Source organism: Streptomyces sp. HUAS MG91 (assembly GCF_040529335.1).
In the GTDB taxonomy this organism is placed as follows: Bacteria; Actinomycetota; Actinomycetes; order Streptomycetales; family Streptomycetaceae; genus Streptomyces; species Streptomyces tabacisoli.
The window spans coordinates 6,441,889-6,462,576 of the sequence record NZ_CP159534.1 but is presented as its reverse complement, the minus strand read 5'-3'; the positions used below and the strand labels follow the sequence as shown (position 1 = coordinate 6,462,576).

Annotated in this window: 13 protein-coding genes and 1 pseudogene; 10 read left to right on the top strand and 4 right to left on the bottom strand. The window is 74.5% G+C overall.

Features of this window, described 5'->3' with window-relative positions:
* Positions 1–8 precede the first annotated feature (8 nt).
* Positions 9–590 carry a universal stress protein gene (locus ABII15_RS29330; protein ID WP_353945261.1) on the bottom strand — a complete coding sequence of 194 codons (582 nt, stop codon included), beginning with the start codon at positions 588–590 and terminating at the stop codon, positions 9–11.
* Positions 591–930: 340 nt separating this feature from the next.
* Between ABII15_RS29330 and ABII15_RS29325 the strand changes: the two genes are divergently transcribed.
* From ABII15_RS29325 to ABII15_RS29280, 10 genes and pseudogenes are all read left to right on the top strand, one after another.
* The gene (locus ABII15_RS29325; RefSeq protein ID WP_353945260.1) at positions 931–1,332 is read left to right on the top strand and encodes an SAV_915 family protein; all 402 of its coding nucleotides are present in this window, start codon (positions 931–933) and stop codon (positions 1,330–1,332) included.
* 17 nt (positions 1,333–1,349) lie between these two features.
* Positions 1,350–2,687, top strand: a complete 1,338-nt coding sequence (gene lysA, locus ABII15_RS29320; RefSeq protein ID WP_353945259.1) for a diaminopimelate decarboxylase — start codon at positions 1,350–1,352, stop codon at positions 2,685–2,687.
* A gap of 132 nt (positions 2,688–2,819) precedes the next feature.
* The gene (locus ABII15_RS29315) at positions 2,820–4,100 is read left to right on the top strand and encodes an MFS transporter (protein ID WP_353945258.1); all 1,281 of its coding nucleotides are present in this window, start codon (positions 2,820–2,822) and stop codon (positions 4,098–4,100) included.
* On the top strand, positions 4,045–7,143 hold the full coding sequence (locus ABII15_RS29310) for a beta-ketoacyl synthase N-terminal-like domain-containing protein (protein ID WP_353945257.1): 3,099 nt from the start codon (positions 4,045–4,047) through the stop codon (positions 7,141–7,143). The genes ABII15_RS29315 and ABII15_RS29310 overlap by 56 nt, the downstream gene beginning before the upstream one ends.
* Positions 7,140–12,644, top strand: coding sequence for a MupA/Atu3671 family FMN-dependent luciferase-like monooxygenase (locus ABII15_RS29305; protein ID WP_353945256.1), 5,505 nt, complete (start codon positions 7,140–7,142; stop codon positions 12,642–12,644). The genes ABII15_RS29310 and ABII15_RS29305 overlap by 4 nt, the downstream gene beginning before the upstream one ends.
* Positions 12,641–13,927 (top strand): M18 family aminopeptidase, encoded by a 1,287-nt coding sequence (locus tag ABII15_RS29300; protein ID WP_353945255.1) that lies wholly within the window; start codon positions 12,641–12,643, stop codon positions 13,925–13,927. Before ABII15_RS29305 ends, ABII15_RS29300 begins: the two co-directional genes overlap by 4 nt.
* Before the next feature lie 13 nt (positions 13,928–13,940).
* Positions 13,941–14,702, top strand: a complete 762-nt coding sequence (locus ABII15_RS29295; RefSeq protein WP_353945254.1) for a thioesterase domain-containing protein — start codon at positions 13,941–13,943, stop codon at positions 14,700–14,702.
* Between the two features lie 50 nt (positions 14,703–14,752).
* Positions 14,753–16,591, top strand: coding sequence for an amino acid adenylation domain-containing protein (locus tag ABII15_RS29290; RefSeq protein WP_353945253.1), 1,839 nt, complete (start codon positions 14,753–14,755; stop codon positions 16,589–16,591).
* Positions 16,588–17,784, top strand: coding sequence for an argininosuccinate synthase-related protein (locus ABII15_RS29285; protein ID WP_353945252.1), 1,197 nt, complete (start codon positions 16,588–16,590; stop codon positions 17,782–17,784). Before ABII15_RS29290 ends, ABII15_RS29285 begins: the two co-directional genes overlap by 4 nt.
* 104 nt (positions 17,785–17,888) lie before the next feature.
* Positions 17,889–18,050 (top strand): annotated as a pseudogene (locus tag ABII15_RS29280) (IclR family transcriptional regulator C-terminal domain-containing protein); the annotation flags it as partial.
* A gap of 59 nt (positions 18,051–18,109) precedes the next feature.
* On the opposite strand, the gene ABII15_RS29275 reads toward ABII15_RS29280, so the two are convergent.
* From ABII15_RS29275 to ABII15_RS29265, 3 genes are all read right to left on the bottom strand, one after another.
* Positions 18,110–18,373 carry a GlsB/YeaQ/YmgE family stress response membrane protein gene (locus tag ABII15_RS29275; protein WP_353945251.1) on the bottom strand — a complete coding sequence of 88 codons (264 nt, stop codon included), beginning with the start codon at positions 18,371–18,373 and terminating at the stop codon, positions 18,110–18,112.
* A gap of 134 nt (positions 18,374–18,507) precedes the next feature.
* The gene (locus tag ABII15_RS29270; protein ID WP_353945250.1) at positions 18,508–19,155 is read right to left on the bottom strand and encodes a response regulator transcription factor; all 648 of its coding nucleotides are present in this window, start codon (positions 19,153–19,155) and stop codon (positions 18,508–18,510) included.
* Complete coding sequence (locus ABII15_RS29265) at positions 19,140–20,360, bottom strand: sensor histidine kinase (protein WP_353945249.1); 1,221 nt, start codon at positions 20,358–20,360, stop codon at positions 19,140–19,142. Before ABII15_RS29265 ends, ABII15_RS29270 begins: the two co-directional genes overlap by 16 nt.
* Positions 20,361–20,688: the final 328 nt, after the last annotated feature.

Sequence of the window (20,688 nt, the reverse complement as noted above, 5' to 3'; positions counted from 1 at the left end):
CGGGGGTGTCAGGCGACAGGCGCGCCGTCGTCCGGCGCCGCCGTCTCCTCGGCGAAGTGGCGGGTGTCCAGGCGCAGCCGCCACAGATTGCGCCGATGGGCCGCCGCGAGTTCGGCCTCCAGCGGGGACGGCGGCACGGCCAGCACCGGGCAGTGGGCGCGGGCCAGGCAGTAGCGGCTCACCGAGGGCTGGAGCAGGCGGTGCAGCGTGCCGCGGTGTCCGGCGCCGACGACGAGGAGGTCGTCCTCCCGGTCGGCGGTGTCCACCAGGACGCGGCCCGGGGAGCCCTGCGCCAGGAGCGCGTGCACACGGGCGCCGGGGCCGTCGGGGAACACCTCGTCGAGGGTGCCGAGGAGGGTGCCGCGGGCGAGGTCCTGCCAGGCCTCAGCGGGCAGCGGGTCGACCGTGGCGTGGCGGACGCCGAGTCCGCCGCAGGGCGGCTGCCAGGCGAGGACGGGCCAGAGCTCGGCCCGCCGGTGCCGGGCCTCGGCCGCCGCGCGGCGCAGGGCGGTGCGGCTGCCCGGCTCCCCGTTCACCCCGACCACGACGCGGAGCGGGCGCGGGGCGGAGGCCTCGTCGGATCCGGACATCGGTCACCTCCCGTGATGTCGACTGTCCGTTCCGGGTGCCCCGTCGACGGCGTCGGACAACACCGGGAGCCGGGGTTCCCCGCCCCATCCCATCCCCGGCGCCCGGCCGGGACCAGCCGCGACGGCACTTCTTGGCGCACTTCTGACGGCGTCCGGGCCCGTGCGGCGCGGGCCCGTCACCATCGCGTCAGCGTCGCCCCCGTCCGCGTCAACATCCCATCAGGGCAGGTCCGGGTGGCGGGGCATACGGGCATAGCGTCCTCGGCGTGCCCCGGCCGGCCGTCCCCCGGCCGGGGCCAGGACCGACCCCCGCTCCCCCGGATCCTCCAGGAGGCATCCCATGACCGAACTCGTGTGCGGCGACGACCCGGAACCCGCTGAACGGTTCCCGGCCGGACCGCTCTTCGTCCCCGTCCGGCCGGGCCCCTTCGGGCACGCCGCCCGCCTGTTCCGCACCCCGCTCGGCGGCCGCACGGCCGTCGGCTTCACCTCCGAGCGGGCGCTGGCCGCCACGCTCGGCCCCGACCAGCCGTGGATCCGGCTCGCGGAGCCCGCGCTGCGGGCCCTGACCGCGCCGCTCGGCGCCGCCACGGTCACCGTCGATCCGCAGCTCACCGCCCCCGCGCCCACTCCGACCGCCGTCACCGGGCGGCGGCGCGGCTGGGACGCCCAGGCGGTCGGTGTGCTCCGGGTGACCGGGGCCGCCGCCCTGGTGACCGCGCTGTCGTACTGGATCGGCTGAGAAGGGACCACGCCACCATGACCACCGTCCACGAAACCTCCCTCGCCACCGGCGCCGCGGAGGAACTCTCGGTCTGGCCCGCCTCCACCGCCGAACCCCGCCCCGGCGACCTGACCGTCGGCGGCGTCGCGCTCGCCGAGGTCGCCGGCCGCTTCGGCACCCCGGTGTACGTCCTCGACGAGGCCGAGGTCCGCCGCCGCTGCCGCACCTACCGGGACGTCTTCCCCGAGGCCGAGGTGCACTACGCGGCCAAGGCGTTCCTGTGCCGCGCCATGGCCCGCTGGATGGACGAGGAGGGGCTCGGCCTCGACGTCTGCTCCGCCGGTGAACTCGAACTGGCCGTCGCCGCCGGATTCCCCGCCGGCCGCATCGTGCTGCACGGCAACGCCAAGACGCCGCACGACCTGAAGAAGGCCCTCTGGTACGGCGTCGGCCGCATCGTCATCGACAGCCCCTCCGAGATCGCCCGGCTCGCCGCCGCCGTCGGCCCGGACGGGCACCAGAAGGTGATGGTGCGCATCGTGCCCGGCATCAGCGCGGGCGGCCACGAGAAGATCCGGACCGGCACCGAGGACCAGAAGTTCGGCCTGTCCCTCTCCGACGGCTACGCGCAGCACGCCATCGCCCGCATCCTCGACCAGCCGCAGCTCGAACTGACCGGACTCCACTGCCATCTGGGCTCGCAGATCACCGAGATCAAGCCATTCCTGTCGGCGGTGCGCCGGATGGTCGGCCTGATGGCGCGGCTGCACGAACAGCACGGCCTGGTCCTGCCGGAGCTGGATCTCGGCGGCGGTCACGGCATCGCCTACCGGCCCGGCGAACCGGTTCTCGACCTGACCCGGCTGGCCCGCCGGGTGCGCGCCGAACTGGCCGACGCCTGCGCGGCGGCGCGGCTGCCCGTGCCGCGCCTGATCATCGAGCCGGGCCGGGCCATCGCCGGGCCGTCCGGCATCGCGCTCTACCACGTCGTCTCCGTCAAGCGGACCGGCGGCCGCACCTTCGTCGCCGTGGACGGCGGCATGAGCGACAACCCCAGGCCCGCCCTGTACGGAGTGCGGTACGCGCCCCGGCTCGTGGGCCGGGCGGGCAGCGCCGAGCGCGCCCCGATGACGGTCGTGGGCCGGCACTGCGAGGCCGGTGACGTGGTCGCCGCCGACGTCCCGCTGCCCGCCGACGTACGGGTGGGCGATCTGCTCGCCGTACCGGTCGCCGGGGCGTACCACCTGTCGATGGCGTCCGGCTACAACCTGGTGGGCCGTCCGCCGGTGGCGGCCGTGCGCGACGGGCGGGTCCGGCTGCTCGTGCGCCGGGAGTCGATGGAGGACCTGCGCAGCCGCGACGTGGGGATGTAGATCGAGCCGTCCGCCCGGAAAACTTCCATGATCTTCCTGCGAAGGGAGGAGTCCCCCGCCTAGGGTGCGGAACGTTCGAACCACCGCTCACTCGTTCGCATTCGTACGGGCCCGCTCGCAAAGGAACGCTCCATGAAGGAACGCCGGTACCGCATCCTGGTGACCGGTTACGCGATCTCCTCCTATGGCACGTACCTGAATCTGGTCGCGCTCAACCTGTACGTCTACGCGGTGACGGACCGGGCCCTCGCGGTGGGTGTGTTCATGGCCGTCCGGCTGGCCGCCGGGTTCCTGGCGGGGCTCGGGGCCGCCGCGCTGCTCGCCCGGTGGGCGGCGAAGCCGGTGATGTTCTGGGCGAACGTGGTGCAGGCCGCCGCGCTGGTGCTGCTTGTCTGCGCGCCGGACGGGCTGCGCACGGCGGCACTGTTCCTGGTCTCGGCGGTGGTCGGCGGGGCGGGCACGTTCTTCATGGTCGCCTTCCGCAGTTCGATCCCGGACATGGTGGACGAGGGCCGGCACACCTGGGCCAACTCGCTGATGGTGAGCGGCCGTTCGATGGCGATGGTGGTCGGGTTCGCGTCGTCGGGTGTCGTGGTGTCGCTGCTCGGCTACCGGGCCGCGTTCCTGCTGGACATGGCGACGTTCCTGGTCTGCGCGGGCACCGTGGCGCTGCTGCCGCTGACCGCGCGGACGGAGCGCCGGGAGAGCGCCCCGGCCGCGGCGGACAGGAAGCGCGGTCCGGGCGCGCTGGCGGCGCTCGCCACCGCCCCGGTCATCGCGCTGATGGTGGCGCTGCGCGGCATCGACGCGCTCGGCTCGTCCTCGCACAACGCGGCCCTGCCGGTGTACTCCACGCAGTTGGACGCCGACCGGCCCGCCGTGTTCGTCAGTGTCTTCTGGTGCGTGTGGGCGCTCGGCAACGTCCTCGTGCAGCAGGTGCTCCAGCGGTGGGTGAAGCGGGACGGACGGTCCGTCGGCGCGCTCGGGTTCGGGCTCGGCACGATCGCGATGTCGGCGACGTTCATCCTCGCCTTCGCCGGGTTCCCGTGGGCCGCGACGATCGTGGTCGCGCTGCTGGCGGGCGCGGCCGACGGGGTCACCGAGGTGTCGTACAGCTCGCACCTCCAGACGCTGCCGACGCACCTGCGCACCCACGCGTTCGGGCTGTCGGCGACGGTGGAGAACCTCGGCTTCGGCGTCGGCATGATCGCGGTCGCGGCGGCGCTCGACGTGTTCTCCCCGCTCTCCGTGGTCGGTGTGGCGCACGGCGTCGCGATCGTGGTGGCCGTGGTGTTCGTCGCGCAGGTGCTGCGGCAGCGGCGCACGGATCCGGCGTCCGCGGAGGAGGGGGGCGGCGATGCGGGACCGGCGCGTGGCGGTCGTCGGGATGGCGCTGAGGTTTCCGGGAGCTGACGGCCCGGACGCGTACTGGCGGGACATCGCGGCGGGCGTGACGCACGTACGCCGGTTCGGCGACGCCGACTTCGCGGCCGCCGGGGTGCCCGAAGCGACGTACAAGGAACCGGAGTTCGGTGGGGCGAGCGCGCTGCTGCCCGGGATCGACGGGTTCGACGCGGCGTTCTTCGGGATGAGCGGACGCGAGGCCACGGTCACCGATCCGCAGCAGCGGCTGTTCCTGGAGTGCGCCTGGCACGCGCTGGAGGACGCCGGGTACGCGGGCACGGACGCCCGGATCGGGGTGTACGCGAGCGTGGGCTACCGCCTGTACTCGTTGCACAGTTACTTGGCGCGGAACATCGGGGAGCAGGCGGCCGGCGACGACTGGACGGCCGTGAAGCAGATCCAGGTCGGCAACTACCCGGACTTCACGGCGAACCGGGCCGCGTTCCGGCTCGGCCTGACCGGTCCCGCCGTCAACGTGGCCACGGCCTGTTCCAGCGCGCTCGTCTCCGTGCACCTGGCCTGTCAGGCGCTGTCGGCCGGTGACGCGGAGCTGATGCTGGTCGGTTCGTCGGCGCTGCACCTGCCGCAGATCACCGGGCACCGGCGGGTGAAGGGGTCGACGCTCTCGCCGACGGGTGCGGTACGGGCCTTCGACGCGGCGGCGGACGGCACGGTCGGCGGCAACGGGGTGGCCGCCGTGGTCCTCAAGCCGCTGGAGCGCGCGCTCGCCGACGGGGACACCGTGCACGCGGTGATCCTCGGCTCGGCGGTCACCAACGACGGCGCGGACAAGGCGGGTTTCGCGGCTCCGGGCGTGGCCGGGCAGCGGGATGCAGTGCTCGGCGCGCTGGCGGCGGCCGGGGTGCCGGCGGAGTCGGTCCGCTATCTGGAGGCGCACGGCACGGGCACGTACAAGGGCGATCCGATCGAGTTCGCCGCGCTCACCGAGGCCCTGCGCCGGCACACCGACCGGACGGGGTTCTGCGCGCTCGGCTCGACGAAGCCCGCGATCGGGCATCTGGACAGCGCGGCCGGGCTCGCCGGGCTCATCAAGGCGATCCTGGTGCTGCGGCACGGCGTGATCCCGCCCCTGGTGAACTTCACCCGGGCCAATCCCCTGCTCGGGGTCGAGGAGAGCCCGTTCACGCTGCCGCGCCGGGCGACCGCCTGGCCCGCCGATGACAACGGACCGCGCCGGGCGGGCGTCCACTCCATCGGCATGGGCGGCACGAACGCCCATGTGGTCCTGGAGCAGGCGCCGCCCGTCCCGCCCAGGACGCCGTCCGGCGCTCCCCCGCTGCTGCCGCTCTCGGCCCGCGGCTCCGAGGCGCTCACCGCGTACGCGCGTGCGTTCCGGGACGCGCTCGTACGTGATCCAGGGCTCGACCCGGCCGACCTGCTCACCACGACCGCGCTGGGCCGCCGTCACCACGAGCACCGCCTCGTCGTGACGGGCGACCCCCGCGAAGGGCTCGACGCGTTCCTGGCGGGGCGGACCGATCCGGCCGCGTACCGCACGGGGACGGTGGACGGTCCGGCGGCGCCGGTGTTCCTGTTCAGCGGGCAGGGCGGGGCCGCGCCGGGGATGGCGGCGGCGCTCGCGGAGCGCTTCCCGGTGGTCGCCGCGACGCTGGACGCCTGCGCCCGGATCCATCAACAGGAGTCGGGAGAAGGCGACTTCACCGGGCGGCTGGTGGCGGGGGCGGGTCCCGGGCAGTGGGACACGGCGTTCGCCCAGCCCGCGCTGTTCGCGTTCCAGGCCGCGCAGGTGCGGCTGTGGGAGTCCCTGGGGGTGCGTCCCGCGGCCGTCGGCGGGCACAGCGTCGGGGAGTACGCGGCGCTGTACGCGGCCGGCGCGCTGTCCCTGGAGGACGGGATGCGGCTGCTGTGCCGCAGGGGCCGGCTCATGCGGGAGACCGCGCCCGGGGCGATGCTCGCCGTGTTCGCCCCGTACGCGCGGGTGCGGGCGCTGCTCGACGAGGTGGGCGCCGGGCTGGAACTCGCCGTGGTGAACGGGCCCGCGCACCATGTCGTCGCGGGCCGCCCCGAGGCGGTGGCGGCGGCGCGGCGGCTCCTTGCCGACGTGCCCTGCGAACCGCTCCCGGTCGACCGGGCGTTCCACACCGCGCTGCTCGACCCGATGCTCGACGAGCTGCGGGCGGCGGTGGAGGACGTCGAACTCCGGCCGGTGGAGACCGAGTTCGTGTCCGGCCTCGACGGCACGGTCCACGCCGCGGGCTGGCGCCCCGACGCCGCTTATCTGGTGCGGCAGGCCCGCCGCACCGCCGACTTCCACGCCGTGCTGCGCGCCCTCGCCGACCGGGACGTCCTGCTGGAGCTGGGGCCGGGCGCCCCGCTCACCGGCATGGCGCGCCGGGCCCTGCCGGATGTGCCGTGCCTGCCGACGCAGGGCAGGGCCGCCGATGTCGACGGGCTGTGGCAGGCCGTGGCCGGGCTGACGTGCGCGGGCACGGCCGTCGACTGGACGGCGCTGCTCGCCGGACACGCGGGCCGCCGGATCCCGCTGCCCACCTACCCCTTCCAGCACCGCTCCTACTGGACGGGCCCCGCCCCCGCCCCCGAACCCCCCGTGGAGGACGCAGTGACCGCACAGGACCAGGACCGCCCGGTGCTCACCCGCGTGCGCGAGCTGACCGCGCACCATCTGGGCTTCACCCTGGACGAGGTGGCGCCCGCGCAGACCTATGTGGGGCTGGGCGCCGACTCCCTGCAACTGATCGGCATGTTGCGCCAGTTGGAGGCCGAGTTCGACGTGCGGATCGCCATCCGGGAGATCCTGGAGGACGCGGGGACACCGGAGCTGACGGCCGGGCTCATCGCCGAGCGGCGCGAGCGCCCCGCCGCACCGCCCGAGGCCCGGGTGATCACCCCCGTCAAGGAGGAGCCGGCACCGCCGGCCGAGTACGCCACCCGCGCCGAGATCGCCGAACTCACGCGCCAGGTCAACCTGTTGGCCGAGACGCAGGCGGCGATGCTGACCCAGCTCTCCGAGGCGGTGGCCCTGCTCGGCGCCGACCGCTCCGCCCGATGACGGCGTCGGCGGCGGACCGCGCCGCACAGCTCTCCCGGGACCTCACGGCGCAGCTCGCCCGCGCCCGGAGCCGCGCCGCCGCGCCCGCGGAGCAGCACGGTCCGCGGGTCGTGCTGCCCGCGGACTCGGGGATGGCGGGCGCGGGCGCCGACGCACGGCAGCGCGCGCACGCCGCCGACCTCGCCCGGCGGCTGAGCGAACGCACCGCGTCCTCGAAGGAGTTGGCGCAGCGGCGGCGCCCGGTCCTCGCGGACAGCCGTGCCGTGGTCGGGTTCCGGCGCGCCACGAAGGAGACGCTGTACCCGCTGTCGGCCCGCTCGGCGCGGGGCGCGCGTCTGACGGACATCGACGGCAACACGTACACCGACATCACGATGGGCTTCGGCGCGCTGCTCCTCGGGCACGAGCCGGAGTGCGTGACGCAGGCGGTGCGGGCCCATCTCGACGGCGGGCTGCGGTTCGGGCCGCGTCCGGTCGAGGCCGGTGAGGTCGCCGAGCTGCTGGCCGGGTTGACGGGCCTGGAGCGGGTGGCGTTCGCGAACTCCGGTACGGAGGCGAACTCGGGCGCGATCCGGCTGGCCCGCGCCGCGACCGGCCGGGACCGCGTCGTCATGTTCCGCGGCTCCTACCACGGCCACATCGACCCGGTCCTCGGCCGCCCCGGCCCCGACGGCGGACGCGCGGTGCCGGTGTCGCGCGGCATCCCGGCGAGCGCGGTCGCCGATCTGCTGGTCCTGGAGTACGGCAGCCAGGAGGCGCTGGACACCATCGACGCGCTCGGCGACTCCCTCGCCGCCGTGGTCGTGGAGCCGGTCCAGTGCCGCAACCCCGCCCTGCGGCCCGTCGAGTTCCTGCGCTCACTGCGGGAGCTGACCCGGCGGCGCGGCATCGTGCTGCTCTTCGACGAGATGCTGACCGGTCTGCGCCCGCACCCGCGCGGCGCCCAGCACCACTTCGGCGTGGTCCCGGACCTGGCCACGTACGGCAAGGCGCTCGGCAGCGGCTTCCCGGTGGGCGCGATCGCGGGGCGCGCGGATCTCCTCGACGGGGTGGACGGCGGGTTCTGGCGCTACGGCGACGACAGCGCGCCCGGCGCGGAGACCACCTTCTTCGGCGGCACCTACCTCCAGCACCCGCTGTCGATGGCGGCGGCCAAGGCGGTCCTCACGCATCTGACCGCCGAGGGACCGGCCTTGCAGGAGCGGCTCAACGCGCGCACGGACGCGCTCGCCGACGACCTCAACACGTTCTTCCGCGACGAGGAGTTCCCGCTGGAGCTGGCGCACTTCGGGTCCATGTTCCGCTTCACGCACCGCGCCGACATGGAGCTGCTGTACCAGCATCTGCTGCTGCGCGGGATCTACGTGTGGGAGTGGCGCAGCTTCTATCTGTCGACCGCGCACACGGACGCGGACGTCGAGCGGGTCGCCGACGCGGTGAAGGGCTCGCTGCGGGAGCTGCGCGAGGGCGGGTTCTTCCCGGCCACCAGCCGGACGAGGACGGCCTCGAAGGCTCAATCGCCGCGTCCCGCGCCCGACTTCGGCGTCTACTTCTTCGGTGACTACCCGGACGCCGAGGACACCTCACAGGCGTACGACCGGATCGTGGAGACGGCCCGGTTCGCGGACACGCACGGGTTCAGCTCGCTGTGGATCCCCGAGCGGCACTTCCACTCCTTCGGCGGGCTGTTCCCGAACCCGGCCGTGGTCGCCGCCGCGCTCGCCCGGGAGACCGAGCGGATCCGGCTGAACGCGGGGTCCGTGGTGCTGCCGCTGCACGACCCGGTGCGGGTCGCCGAGGAGTGGGCGGTCGTGGACCGGCTGTCCGGGGGCCGGGTGGGCCTCGGCTGCGCCACCGGCTGGCACGCGCGGGACTTCGCGCTGCACCCGGACCGGTTCGCCCGGCGCACCGAGATCGCCTTCGAACACCTCGATGCTGTACGGGAGTTGTGGCGCGGCGGCACCGTGCGCCGGGAGGGCGGCGACGGCCGTCCGGTCGACGTGGGGACGCTGCCGCGGCCGGTGCGGGAGGCCCCGCCGATGTTCCTGGCGACGTCCGGGCGCCGGGCGTCGTACGAGGAGGCGGCCCGCCGCGACCTCGGCATCGTCACGAACCTGATGAACCAGACCGTCGCCGAACTCGCCGCGAACATCACTCACTACCGTGCCGCACGCGCCCGGCACGGCCTGGACCCGGACGCGGGCCGCGTCACCGTCCTCCTGCACACCCATCTCGCCGACGACCACGCGACGGCGCGGGCGCAGGCCCGCGAGCCGATGACCCGCTATCTGCGCTCCTCGCTCCAGATGCGGTCGGCGGCCGGGGCCGTCGCCTCCGGCGAGCGGGACGTGGCGGAGGCGAGCGAGGCCGACCTGGAGTATCTGTTCCTGCGGGCCTACGACCGGTACTGCGACGAGCGGGCGCTGATCGGCACGCCCGGGACGTGTGCGCCGGTGGTGGCGGCGCTGCGGGACGCGGGCGTCGACGAGATCGCCGCCCTGGTCGACTTCGGTATGCCCGCGGATCTCGCGCGGGCCGGCCTGGACCGGCTCGCCGAACTGCGGGAGAACACTCTCGCGGAGTCGGGGGCCGTCCCCGAGGACGTCACCGCGCCCGCGAGCGCCGCCCAGCGCCGGCTCTGGCTCGCCGCGCAGCTGGCCGGGGACCCGGCCGCGTACAACGAGGTGCAGGCGGTGCGGCTGCGCGGCCCGCTCGACGTGGCCGCGCTGACCGCCGCCGTCGACGGGCTCGTGGCCCGGCACGCGGGGCTGCGCACGGTGTTCCGCGCGGGCGGCGCGGACGGTCTGCTCCAGCAGATCGTCCGGGCGTCGCCGCGCGTCCCGCTGGAGGTGACCGACGCCCGGGAGGAGGATCCGGACGCCGCGATCGGGGCCGCCCTGCGCGCGGCGAGCACCCGCCCCTTCGACCTCGCCGACGGCCCGCTGTTCGCCCCGCGTCTGCTGACGCTCGCCGACGACGACCACGTCCTGCTGTTCGGCCTGCACCACCTGGTCACGGACGGCCACTCGGCGCGGCTCCTCGCGGACGATCTCCAGGAGCTGTACACGGCCCGCGTCCAGGGGCGCGCCCCGCGCTTCCCCGAGCCCGCCGGGACGGCCGCCGACGCGCCCGAACCACCGGCGGACGACGGGGACTTGGAGTGGTGGCTGAAGTACCTGGACCCGCTGCCGCCCGCGCCCGCGCCCCGGACGGACCGGCCGCGCGGACGCCGGGGATCCGAGCGCGGCGCCGCGGCCGAGGTGCTGCTCGACGCGGCACGCACGACGGCCGTGCAGGAGTGGAGCGGGCGGCACGGCGTCACCCTGTTCGCGACGCTGCTCACCGCCTGGCAGCTGGTGCTGCGCGAGCGGTCGGGCCTCGACGAGTTCGTCATCGGCTCGACGTTCGCCCGGCGCACGCCCGCGACCGCGCGGACCGTCGGCTTCCACGCCGCGGTGCTGCCGCTGCGCGCGGCCCTCACCGACGGCACGACGGTCACCGACGCGGTGCGGGCCACGCGCGACGCCCTGTTCGAGGCCGAGCGGCACCAGCGGGTCGACCCGGACGAACTGGCGGCGCGGCTCGGCGGCGGTGCGGGACGGCCGCGCCCGCTCGTCACGGTCTCCGCGGATCTGGACACGGCACCGCTCACCCGTGTCGGCCTGCCGGGGCTCACCGCGTCCGACGTCCCGGGCGGCGCCTCGTCGGCACCGCTCGAACTCGCCCTCATGGCGGTGCGCACGCCGTCGGGGCTGCGGCTGCGGATCCGCTACGACGCCGGCCTCTTCGACGACGGAACGGTCCGCGGTCACCTGGCCGACCTGGACCGGGTGCTGCGCGCCATGGTGGAGGACGGGGCACGGACCGTCGCGGACACCCGCCCCGGGCCGTCCGGCGCGGGCGGCGAGGTGCGGGAGGTGTGGCGTGCGGTGCTCGGCGTGGACGAGGTCGCCGACGACGCGGACTTCTTCGACCTGGGCGGCAACTCGATCACGGCGATCCGGCTCGTGAACCGGGTGCGGGAGGTGCTGGGCGCGGAGATCGCGCTGGCCGACTTCTTCGCGGATCCGACCCCGGCGGCGATGGCCCGTCATATAGCTGTCGCCGAGCAGGAGTTGGAGGACGTCGGGCCCGGTGTCGTCGACCGTGCTCCCGTCAGCCCCCAGCAGGACCGGATGATCGCCGGCCATCACGCCGTCCCCCATGCCGAGGTGTGGAACGTGCCGACCCGGATCCGCTTCCGGGGCGCCCTGGACCCGGACGCGCTGCGCACGGCCCTGGCCGGGCTCGTCGAGCGGCACCACGCCCTGCGGACCCGCTTCGTGCGGGGCGCGGACGGCGCCTGGTGGCAGGAGGTGGTGGACGCGCCGCCCCCGCGGCTGCGGGTCGACGACCTGTCCCTGCTCGCTCCGGACGCGGCGCGGGAGCGGGCGGACGCGGTGTGCCGGCGCATGGCGGCGAAACCGTTCGATCTCGCGGAGCCGGTCCTCCCGCGCTGCCGGCTGCTGAAGGTGGCCGACGACAGCTGGGTGCTGATGTTCGTGCTGCACCACGCCAGTGCCGACGGCTGGTCCCACTCCGTGCTCCTTGCCGAACTGGCCGAGCTGTACACGGCCGCGGCGGCCGGCCGCCCGCACACCCTGCCCGCGCCGTCGGCGCAGGCCCCGGAGTACGCCCGGGAACAGCTCACGGCGCACGACCCGGCCGAGGAGGAGCGGCGCGCCGCGTTCTGCGCGCGCTATCTGGAGGGCGTGCCGTGCCGACTGGACACGCCCACGGACCGGCCGCGGCCCGACACGCTCAGCGGCGCGGGCGGCACCGTGCGCGGCACGGTCCCCGCCGACGTCCGTACCGCACTGGAGGAGCTGGCCGCCTCCGTGCGGCAGACGCCGTTCGCGGTCGCGGCCGCCGCGCTCGGCGTGCACCTGGCCCGGCTGTCCGGGGAACGGGACGTCCTGCTGGCCGTGCCGTACGCCAACCGGGCGGGCACGGCGGGCGACTCGCTGGTGGCGATGGTGTCGACCTCGGTGATGGTGCGGGTGCGGATCGAGCCCGGCGAGTCCTTCGCCGACCTGGTCGCCCGCACCGGCGCCGAGGCGCTCGCTGTGATGGCACACGTCCTGCCGACGGCCCGCATCATGCAGGCGATGCGCGACGCGGGCGCCACCGAGGTGCCCGACCGGGTGCCGAACGTGCTCGCCTTCCAGAACTATCCCGACACCGACATCGAGATCCCCGGACTCGCCGTCGAGGTCGAGGACCTGGCGCCGCCGGTCGCCCGCGCCGAGCTGGTCTTCGGCCTCTCCCCGCGCCGCGACCCGGCGCTGGGCCTGCGCACCTTCCTGGAGTACTCGGCCGACCTGTGGGACGCGACCACGGCCGACGGGCTCCTCACCTCGTACGCCGCGCTGCTCGGGGAGCTGTGCACGCAGCCCGGGCGCCCCCTCGCGGCGCTGCTCGACCACCCTCACCCCCTGCCCCTGGAGGCGGACGCCGAATGAACCTGCCCACACAAGCCGAGCACGTCGAGGACCTGCTGGCGTTCCTGCGGGAGAGCCCGTCCCCGTACCACGCGGTGGCCTCGGCCGCGCGGCGCCTGGAGAAGGCCGGGTTCACCGAGCTGACCGGCACCGAGGAGTGGACCGGCCACAGCGGCGGCCGGTACCTGGCCAAGGGCGGCGCGCTGCTTGCCTGGTACGTGCCCGAGGGCGCCCCGGCCCACGCGCCGTTCCGCATCATGGGCGTGCACACCGACTCGCCGAACCTGCGCGTCAAGCCGACGCCCGACACGGGCCGGGCGGGCTGGCGGCAGGTCGCCGTGGAGATCTACGGCGGGGTCCCGCTCAACACCTGGCTCGACCGGGACCTCGGCATCTCCGGCCGCCTGACGCTGCGCGACGGCACCTCCGCCCTCGTACGGATCGACGAACCCCTGCTGCGCGTACCGCAGTTGGCGATCCACCTGGACCACACCGTGAACGACGGGCTGTCCCTGCACCGGCAGCGGCAGACCCAGCCGATCTGGTCGCTCGGCCCGACCGAGCACGGCGCGCTGCTGCGCCGGGTCGCGCACGAGGGCGGGATCGACGCGGCCGACGTCCTGGGCTGGGACCTGATGCTGCACGACGTACAGCCGCCCGGACTCCTGGGCGCCCGACGGGAGTTCATCGTGTCGTCGCGTCTGGACAACCTCGTCTCCGTGCACGCGGGCGTCACCGCGCTGCTGGCCGCCGCCGCGGAGGCGGCTCCCGACCGGGTCCCGGTGCTCGCCGCGTTCGACCACGAGGAGACCGGCAGCGGCTCCGAGACCGGCGCCCAGGGGCCGCTCCTGGAGCGGGTGCTGCACCGTTCGGTGACCGCGCGCGGCGGCGGCGCCGAGGACTGGGAGCGGGCGCTCGCGGGCGGCCTGTGCGTCTCCGCCGACATGTCCCACGCCGTCCACCCCAACTACGCGGAGCTGCACGACCCCGACAACCACCCGCTGCCGAACGCCGGCCCGGTCGTCAAGGTCAACGCCAACCAGCGGTACGCCACCGAGGGCACCGGTTTCGCCGCGTGGGCCGCCGCCTGCGAGCGGGCCGACGTGCCGTGGCAGCGGTTCGTGTCCAACAACGCGCTGCCGTGCGGCACGTCCATCGGGCCGATCACGGCGGCCCGGCTCGGCGTGACGACCGTCGACGTGGGCGTCCCCGGCCTGTCCATGCACTCGGCGCGCGAACTGGTCGGCGCCGACGATCCGGGCCATCTCGCCCGCGGGCTCGCCGAGTTCGTGACGGCCGGGTGACGCGCGGATGCCGGTGAAGACCTTCCGACTCGACGGCGCGCGCCCCGAGGACGCGGCCTGGCGGGTGCTGCTCGTGCCGCACGCGGGCGCGGGCGCGGCGAGCGGCACCGCGTTCGCCGCGCACACCCCCGCCGACTGGGCGGTGGCCACGGCGCGGCTGCCGGGGCGCGAGTCCCGGGTGCGCGAACCGGTGGGCGGGCTGGCCGAGTTGACGGCGGACGTCGTCGCGACGGCCCGCGCGCTGCCGGGTTCGGCGCCGCTGCTGGTGGTCGGCGTCTGCTCCGGCGCGGTGCTCGCGCTGGAGGCCGTACGGGCGTTGCAGCGCACGGGCGATGTGCCGGTGGCCGGGTTCGTGGCGGTGTCGCAGTGGGCGGTCACCGAGAAGCCCGATCCGCAGCGGCGGCGGCTGCGGGACACCGACGACCCGGAGCAGATCCTCGAGATCCTGAAGGAGTTCGGCGGCGTGCCCGCGTCGCTGGCGGCGAACGAGGAGATGCTGGCGCTGCTGCTGCCGTCGCTCGTGGCGGACCTGCGGGCCGTCGAGGAGTACAGCTCGGGGCCGGAACCGCTTCTTGGCTGCCCGCTGCTCGCGGTGTTCGGCGACGCGGATCCGCTGTGCCCGGAGGAACGCACCGAGGACTGGGAGCTGTTCAGCGACCGCGCCCGGACGGTGTGGGTGCCCGGCGGGCATCTGCTGCTCACCGAGAGCCCGGCGCTGCTCGCGGACGCCGTCGCCCGCAGCCTGGACCACTTCGCGAAGGGGGCGGTCGCGTGAGCGAAGTGGGTCAGGTGAACGGGGTGAGCGGGGTGAGTCGGGTGAGTCGGGTGAGCCGGATCGATGCCCTGCTTCTGGAGCGCTGGGACCGCGACCCGGAGCTGCCCGCGCTGATAGCGGGTCAGACCGTCGTGACCATGGGCGAGTTGAAGGACCGGGTGCTGCGGACCGCGGCGGCGCTGCGGGCGCGCGGCGTCGGTCCCGGCGACCGGGTCGTCGTGCACCACGAGCGGTCCGTGGAGTTCTTTGTGGCGCTGCTCGGCGCGGCGTTCGCGGGCGCCGCGCACGCCGCGCTCGACCCCGCCGATCCGCTGGAACGCGTACGGGCGACGACACGGGACTGCGCGCCGCGGATCGTGCTCACCGACGCGCGGCTGCGGGAGCGGTTCGCGGGCATCGCCGAGGTGCTGACGGACGAGGAGTGCGCCACACACCCGGCCGCTCCGGCGCCCGCGCTCGACGCGTCGCCCGACGACCCGGTGGTGATCATCTACACCTCCGGGTCCACCGGCCGCCCCAAGGCCGCGCTGATCAGCCATGCCGCTCTCGCCGCCCGGCTGGACGCCCTTCAGTCCACGCACCGGATGGACGAGCGCGACCGGATGATCCATCACACGGCGTGCAGCTTCGACATGTACCTCAGCGAGACGTACTGGCCGCTGCTCGCGGGCGCCGCGATCGTCGTCGCCGAGCCGGGCCGGCAGCGCGACGCCGACTATCTGGCGGCCCTGATCCGCGACCACGCGATCACCACGTTCTACTGCGTGGTCTCGCTCCTGGACCTGTTCCTGCTGGCCCGCGACCGGAACGAGCGGTACGACGGCCTGCGCCAGGTCCTCACCGGCGGCGAACCCCTCAGCCCCGATCTGGTGGCCCGCTTCCACGCCCGCTCGACCGCCATCCTGACGAACCTGTACGGACCCAGCGAGTGCACGATCTACTGCACGTACTGGATCTGCCCGCGCGACCCCGACCCGGCGAACGTGCTGATCGGCGGCCCCGTCCAGGGCACCGCGCTGCACATCCTCGACGCGTCGGGCGCGCCGGTGCCCGAGGGCGGGCCCGGCGAGCTGTACATCGGCGGCGCGGGCCTGGGCCTCGGCTATCTGCACCGGCCCGAGCTGACCGCCGACCGGTTCGTGACCACGCCGTACGGGCGGCTGTACCGCTCCGGCGATCTGGTGCGGGTCGCCGGTCCCGGCGGCGTACTGGAGTTCCTGGGCCGCGCCGACCGCCAGGTGAAGATCCGGGGCATCCGCATCGAGCCCGCCGAGATCGAGGCGACGGCTGTCGCGTGTGCGGGAGTCCGGCAGGCGGCGGTCGTGGCGCACGGCGCGGGCGCGGACAAGGCCCTCGCCCTGTTCGTGGTGGCCGCGGACGGCGCGCCGCCGCCGGACGAGCTGGGCCCGTCGGTCCGCGCGGACCTGCGCGCCCGGCTGCCGCGCGCCCTGGTGCCGCGCACCGTCGAGGTCCTTGCCGCCCTGCCGCTGACCGCCAACGGCAAGCTGGACCGGGCGCTCCTGGAGAAACGGGCGGCGGCCGCCACCGCCCCGCGCGCGGCCGTCCCCGCGCCGGGCGAGCTGGACGCGCTGGTCATGGCGGTGTGGCGGGACGTCCTCGCGGTCGACGCCGTCGGCCCCGACGACGACTTCTTCGACTTGGGCGGCGACTCGTTCACGGTCGTCCGGGTGGTCGAGACGCTGCGCGACCTGCTCGGCCTCGGCATCCCGCTCGCGGCCCTGCTCCACGAACCGACCCCGCGGGCCTTCACCGCGGAGCTGCGGTCGCTGGGTTCGGTGGATTCGATGCCTTCGGTGGGCTCCGTGGGTTCGGTGCGTTCGGTGCGTTCGGTGCGTTCGGTGCCTTCGGTGGGGGAGGCCGGCGCGTGAGCATCCCGCACGGGCCGCTGATCCGCTCGTTCGCGGATCTCACCGACGGCCCGCTCGACCGGCACCGGCCGGTGGTGACCCTGTTCAGCGGCGGCCTGGACAGCACCTATCTGCTGCACCGGCTGGCCCGCGCCGGCTTCACGGACGTGCACGCCTTCAGTGCCGACCTGGGCGCGGGCGAGGACGCCGACGAGCTGCGGCACACCACCGACCACCTCGGGGTGCGGCTGCACCTCGTGGACGCCCGGCACACCTTCGCCGACTCCTTCGTCCGCCCGGCGATCGCCGCGCAGGCCGTCTACCTGGACACCCATCCGGTCAGCTCGTCCCTGAGCCGCCCGCTGATCGCCCGCCTCGCCCTGGACCTGGCCACGGAGCTGGACGCGGCGGCGGTCGTCCACACGGCGAACCCGTCCCAGAACACGCTGCGCCGCCTCAACGGCGCCCTCGACCTGCTCGGCTGCGCCGTGCCGTACGGCAGCCCGTACGACCTCGACCCGGTCGACCGCGAACAGAAGGCGCGCGAGCTGGAGGAGATCGGGCTGCCGCACCTGGGCAAGCGGGTCGCGAGTGTCGACGCGAACCTGTGGTGCCGCGAGTTCGAGTCGGGCGTTCTCGACGACCCGGAGGACCACACGGTCCCCGAGCACCTGTACACCTGGACGGCCCGCCCGGCCGAGCCGCCCGCCGACGAGACCGTGGAGATCGCCTTCGCGCGCGGTGTGCCCACGGCCCTGGACGGCCGCCCGCTGCCGCTGCCCGAACTGATCGAGGCGCTCAACCTCCGGGCGGGCGCCCACGGCATCGGCCGTTACAGCGGCCTTGAACACCTGCCCGGCGGCCACAAGGTCCTCGAACTGCGGGAGATGCCCGCCGCCGCACTCCTCCTGAGGACGTACCGCCACCTGGAGACGGCGACGCTCGCCGCCGAGACCGTCCGGGAAAAGATGCACCTCGAACAAGTCTGGGTGCGCGAGGCCCTGGAAGGCCGCTGGTTCGGCGAACTACGCACCGCTTGCCAGGAGTTCATCACCTCCTGCGCCACCCGAGTCACCGGCACCGTGCGCTGGCGACTGTCCCGAGGCTCCGCACATACCCGGGCGATCACCGCGGCCGCCCCCGTGTACGTACGGGACCGTGAGGCGTGGGAGCGACGCAGCCGCCCGGGTCCGGGGCCGGGTCCGCGTCCTTGACCGTGATCCTGATCGTGACCGGGTCCGGGGCAGGGGCCGGGGCCCGGCCGGGCCGGCGAGGCTGCCGGTGGAGCCGATGCCGCCGGTGATCTCGCGGACGGGCTGCCAACGGGAAGAAGCCGGAGCACGGCCTCGTCGCCGTCGGCGTACCGGTGCGGGCGCCGGACGTCACCGCGCTGGCCGGCCTGTCGGTGTCGACGCCGGGCACGCGCTGCTCCCCGCAGCGGCTCCAGGCGCTGGGCGCGGTCCTGAACACCGCGGCCCATGCCCTGGAACACGACCTGCTCGCCCAGCTCCGACGCGCCCGCGGACGCTGCCACCGTGCTCAGCGTCGGCGCTTCAGCCGCTCCACGCCGCCGACGCCCACCGCCGCGAGACCGATCTGGATGGCCAGCTCGATCCAGTCGATGCCCGGGGTGTCCGCGACGTCGAAGGCCCCGGCGACAGCCGTGCCGACGAGCGCGGCAGCGATCCCCACGAGGATCGTCCAGAGCACCCCGATGCGCTGCCGACCGGGAATCACCAGACGGCCCAGGATGCCGATCACGATGCCGACCACGATCGCCGTGAAGATGCCGGAGATCTCCATGCCGTACGCCTCCCGTTGCTCCTGCGTCGCTCCGCGCTCTCGGCGCGGTTGCCGAGGACGGGCGCCCGGGTGGGGAGACGCAGTCCGCTCCCCGGCGGTTGAGCGGGCGGCGGGGCCGGCGGGCGGGCGGCGACTCAGGAGCGGAGAAAGGCCAGAACCGCGAGGACTCTCCGGTGCCCGTCGGTGTCGACCGGCAGATCCAGCTTGTTGAAGATGTTCCCGATGTGCTTGTTGACGGCCGCCTCACTGAGGAACAGGGACTTCGCGAGCCCGGCATTGGTCTGTCCCTCCGCTATCAGCGCGAGCACCTCGCGCTCCCGGGGGCTCAGCCGCTCCAGAGGATCCTGGTGCAGCCGGACCAGCTGCGTGATCACTTCCGGGTCCACCACGGTCCCGCCGGTGGCGACCCGCTCGATGGCGGCCATGAAGTCGGTGACCGCGCTCACCCGCTCCTTGAGGAGATAGCCGACGCCCGCACCGCCACCGGAGTCCAACAGCCGCAGCGCGTACGACCGTTCGACGTACTGACTGAGCACGAGGACCGGCAGACCGGGGAACTCCTCGCGCAACCGCACCGCCGACCGCAGTCCGTCGTCGCCGAGCGCCGGCGGCATCCGGACATCGGTGACGATGAGGTCGGGCCGGTCGGCACGGACCGCCTTCTCCAGGGCTTCGGCATCCCCGACGGCCGCCACCACCTTGTGCCCGACCCTCTCGAACAACCCGATCAGGCCCTCGCGGAGCAGGACGGCGTCCTCGGCCACGATCAGGCGAAGCGACACGGAACCTCCACTTGCAGCAGGGTCGGACCACCGACCGGACTCAGCACCTGTATCCGGCCGTCGAGCGCCGCGACCCGGTCGGCGAGGCCCGTCATTCCGGTGCCCTTCCCGGGGTCGGCCCCGCCGCGGCCGTTGTCCAGGATGTTGAGGAGCAACTGATCGGAATGGTACCGGCCGTACACCTGGGCACAGGTGGCTCCGCTGTGCCGGGCGATGTTCGTCAGCGCCTCGTTGATCAGGTAGTACATGGTCGTCTCCAGCTGTCTGGACAGCCGCTCGGGCAGTCGCAGATCCACTTGCACCGGGATGGGGAAGCGGCCCGCGTAGTCCTCGATGGCCGCGACCAGGCCGTGGTCGGCGAGGACGGGCGGGTTCAGACCGCGGATCAGGGCTCTCAACTCCTTGTGCGCGGTGGAGAGCTGGTCCTCCGCCTCCGACAGCAGGCGCGTCACCGGGGAGTTGGGTGGCACCTCCAGGCGGAGCATCCCCAATGTCATGCCGAGCGAGACGAGCCGCTGCTGGGCTCCGTCGTGCAGATCGCGCTCTATCCGGGCCCGCTCGGCGTCGAAGGAGTCGAGCAGCCGCGACTGCGAGGCACGGACCTCCTGCAGCTCCTCCCCCAGCTCCTTGCCTCGCGGGACCAGGAAGGTGCGGGCCAGGGCTCCGCGGGCCCCCGCCCACGAGGTGACCGTGTAAGGGGAGGCCAGCAGCACGATCGCGCCGAACACCGTCCAGGGCCAGGTCGATCCGTCGGTCGAGGCGAAGGTGAGGGCGGGCAGTCCGAAGGAGAACCCGAGGACCAGCAGGTCCAGCCACCACAGCGACGCCGCCGACAGCAACGTGAACGTCAGCTCCCGCCAGGTCACTTGCTCCTTGAGCCGGGCGGTCACCCAGGCGCGCGGGCCGGGGCTGTCGGGGGCCCGGTGCGGATCGGACAGCGGGTCCAGGTCCACCAGTCTCAGGCGGCGCCGCTCCACCCGGCCCACCACGGTGGACGCCAGCACCAGGCCGGCCAGCGGGGCGACGCCGATCAGCACGACGAGCAGGGCGATCCCCGCGGCGAGGCCGAGGGCGAAGAAGAGCGCGGCTGCGGCGCCGACCACGACGCCTCCGCTCAAATACGCGAGAGAGCGCCACGGCCAGCTCGATGTCAGGAAGCTCAACGGGCGCTGAGCCAGGGCCTGCCAGGCGGTAGTGGGACGCATGTGATCACCGTAGCCGGGCGGTTCGGACGGCGCGGTAGAGCTGGCTCTACCTCTGGAGTAGAGCCTGGACCAGTGTGGCCGGTGCGCTCCGGCCGGTGGAATCGACGCATGACGACAACGAGGCGAACTCCCGTGCAGGACGCGGTCGGGCCGCAGGACGCGGCCGGGCTTCAGACGGCGGGCGGGCCGCAGACCGCAGACGGGCCACAGACCGCAGCCGGGCCGCAGACGGCGGGCGGGCCGCAAGGCACGGTCGCTCCGCACGCCGCGGTCGATCCGCAGAACACTGCCCCTTCGCGGAGCGCGGTCGAGCCGCAAGACGGGATCG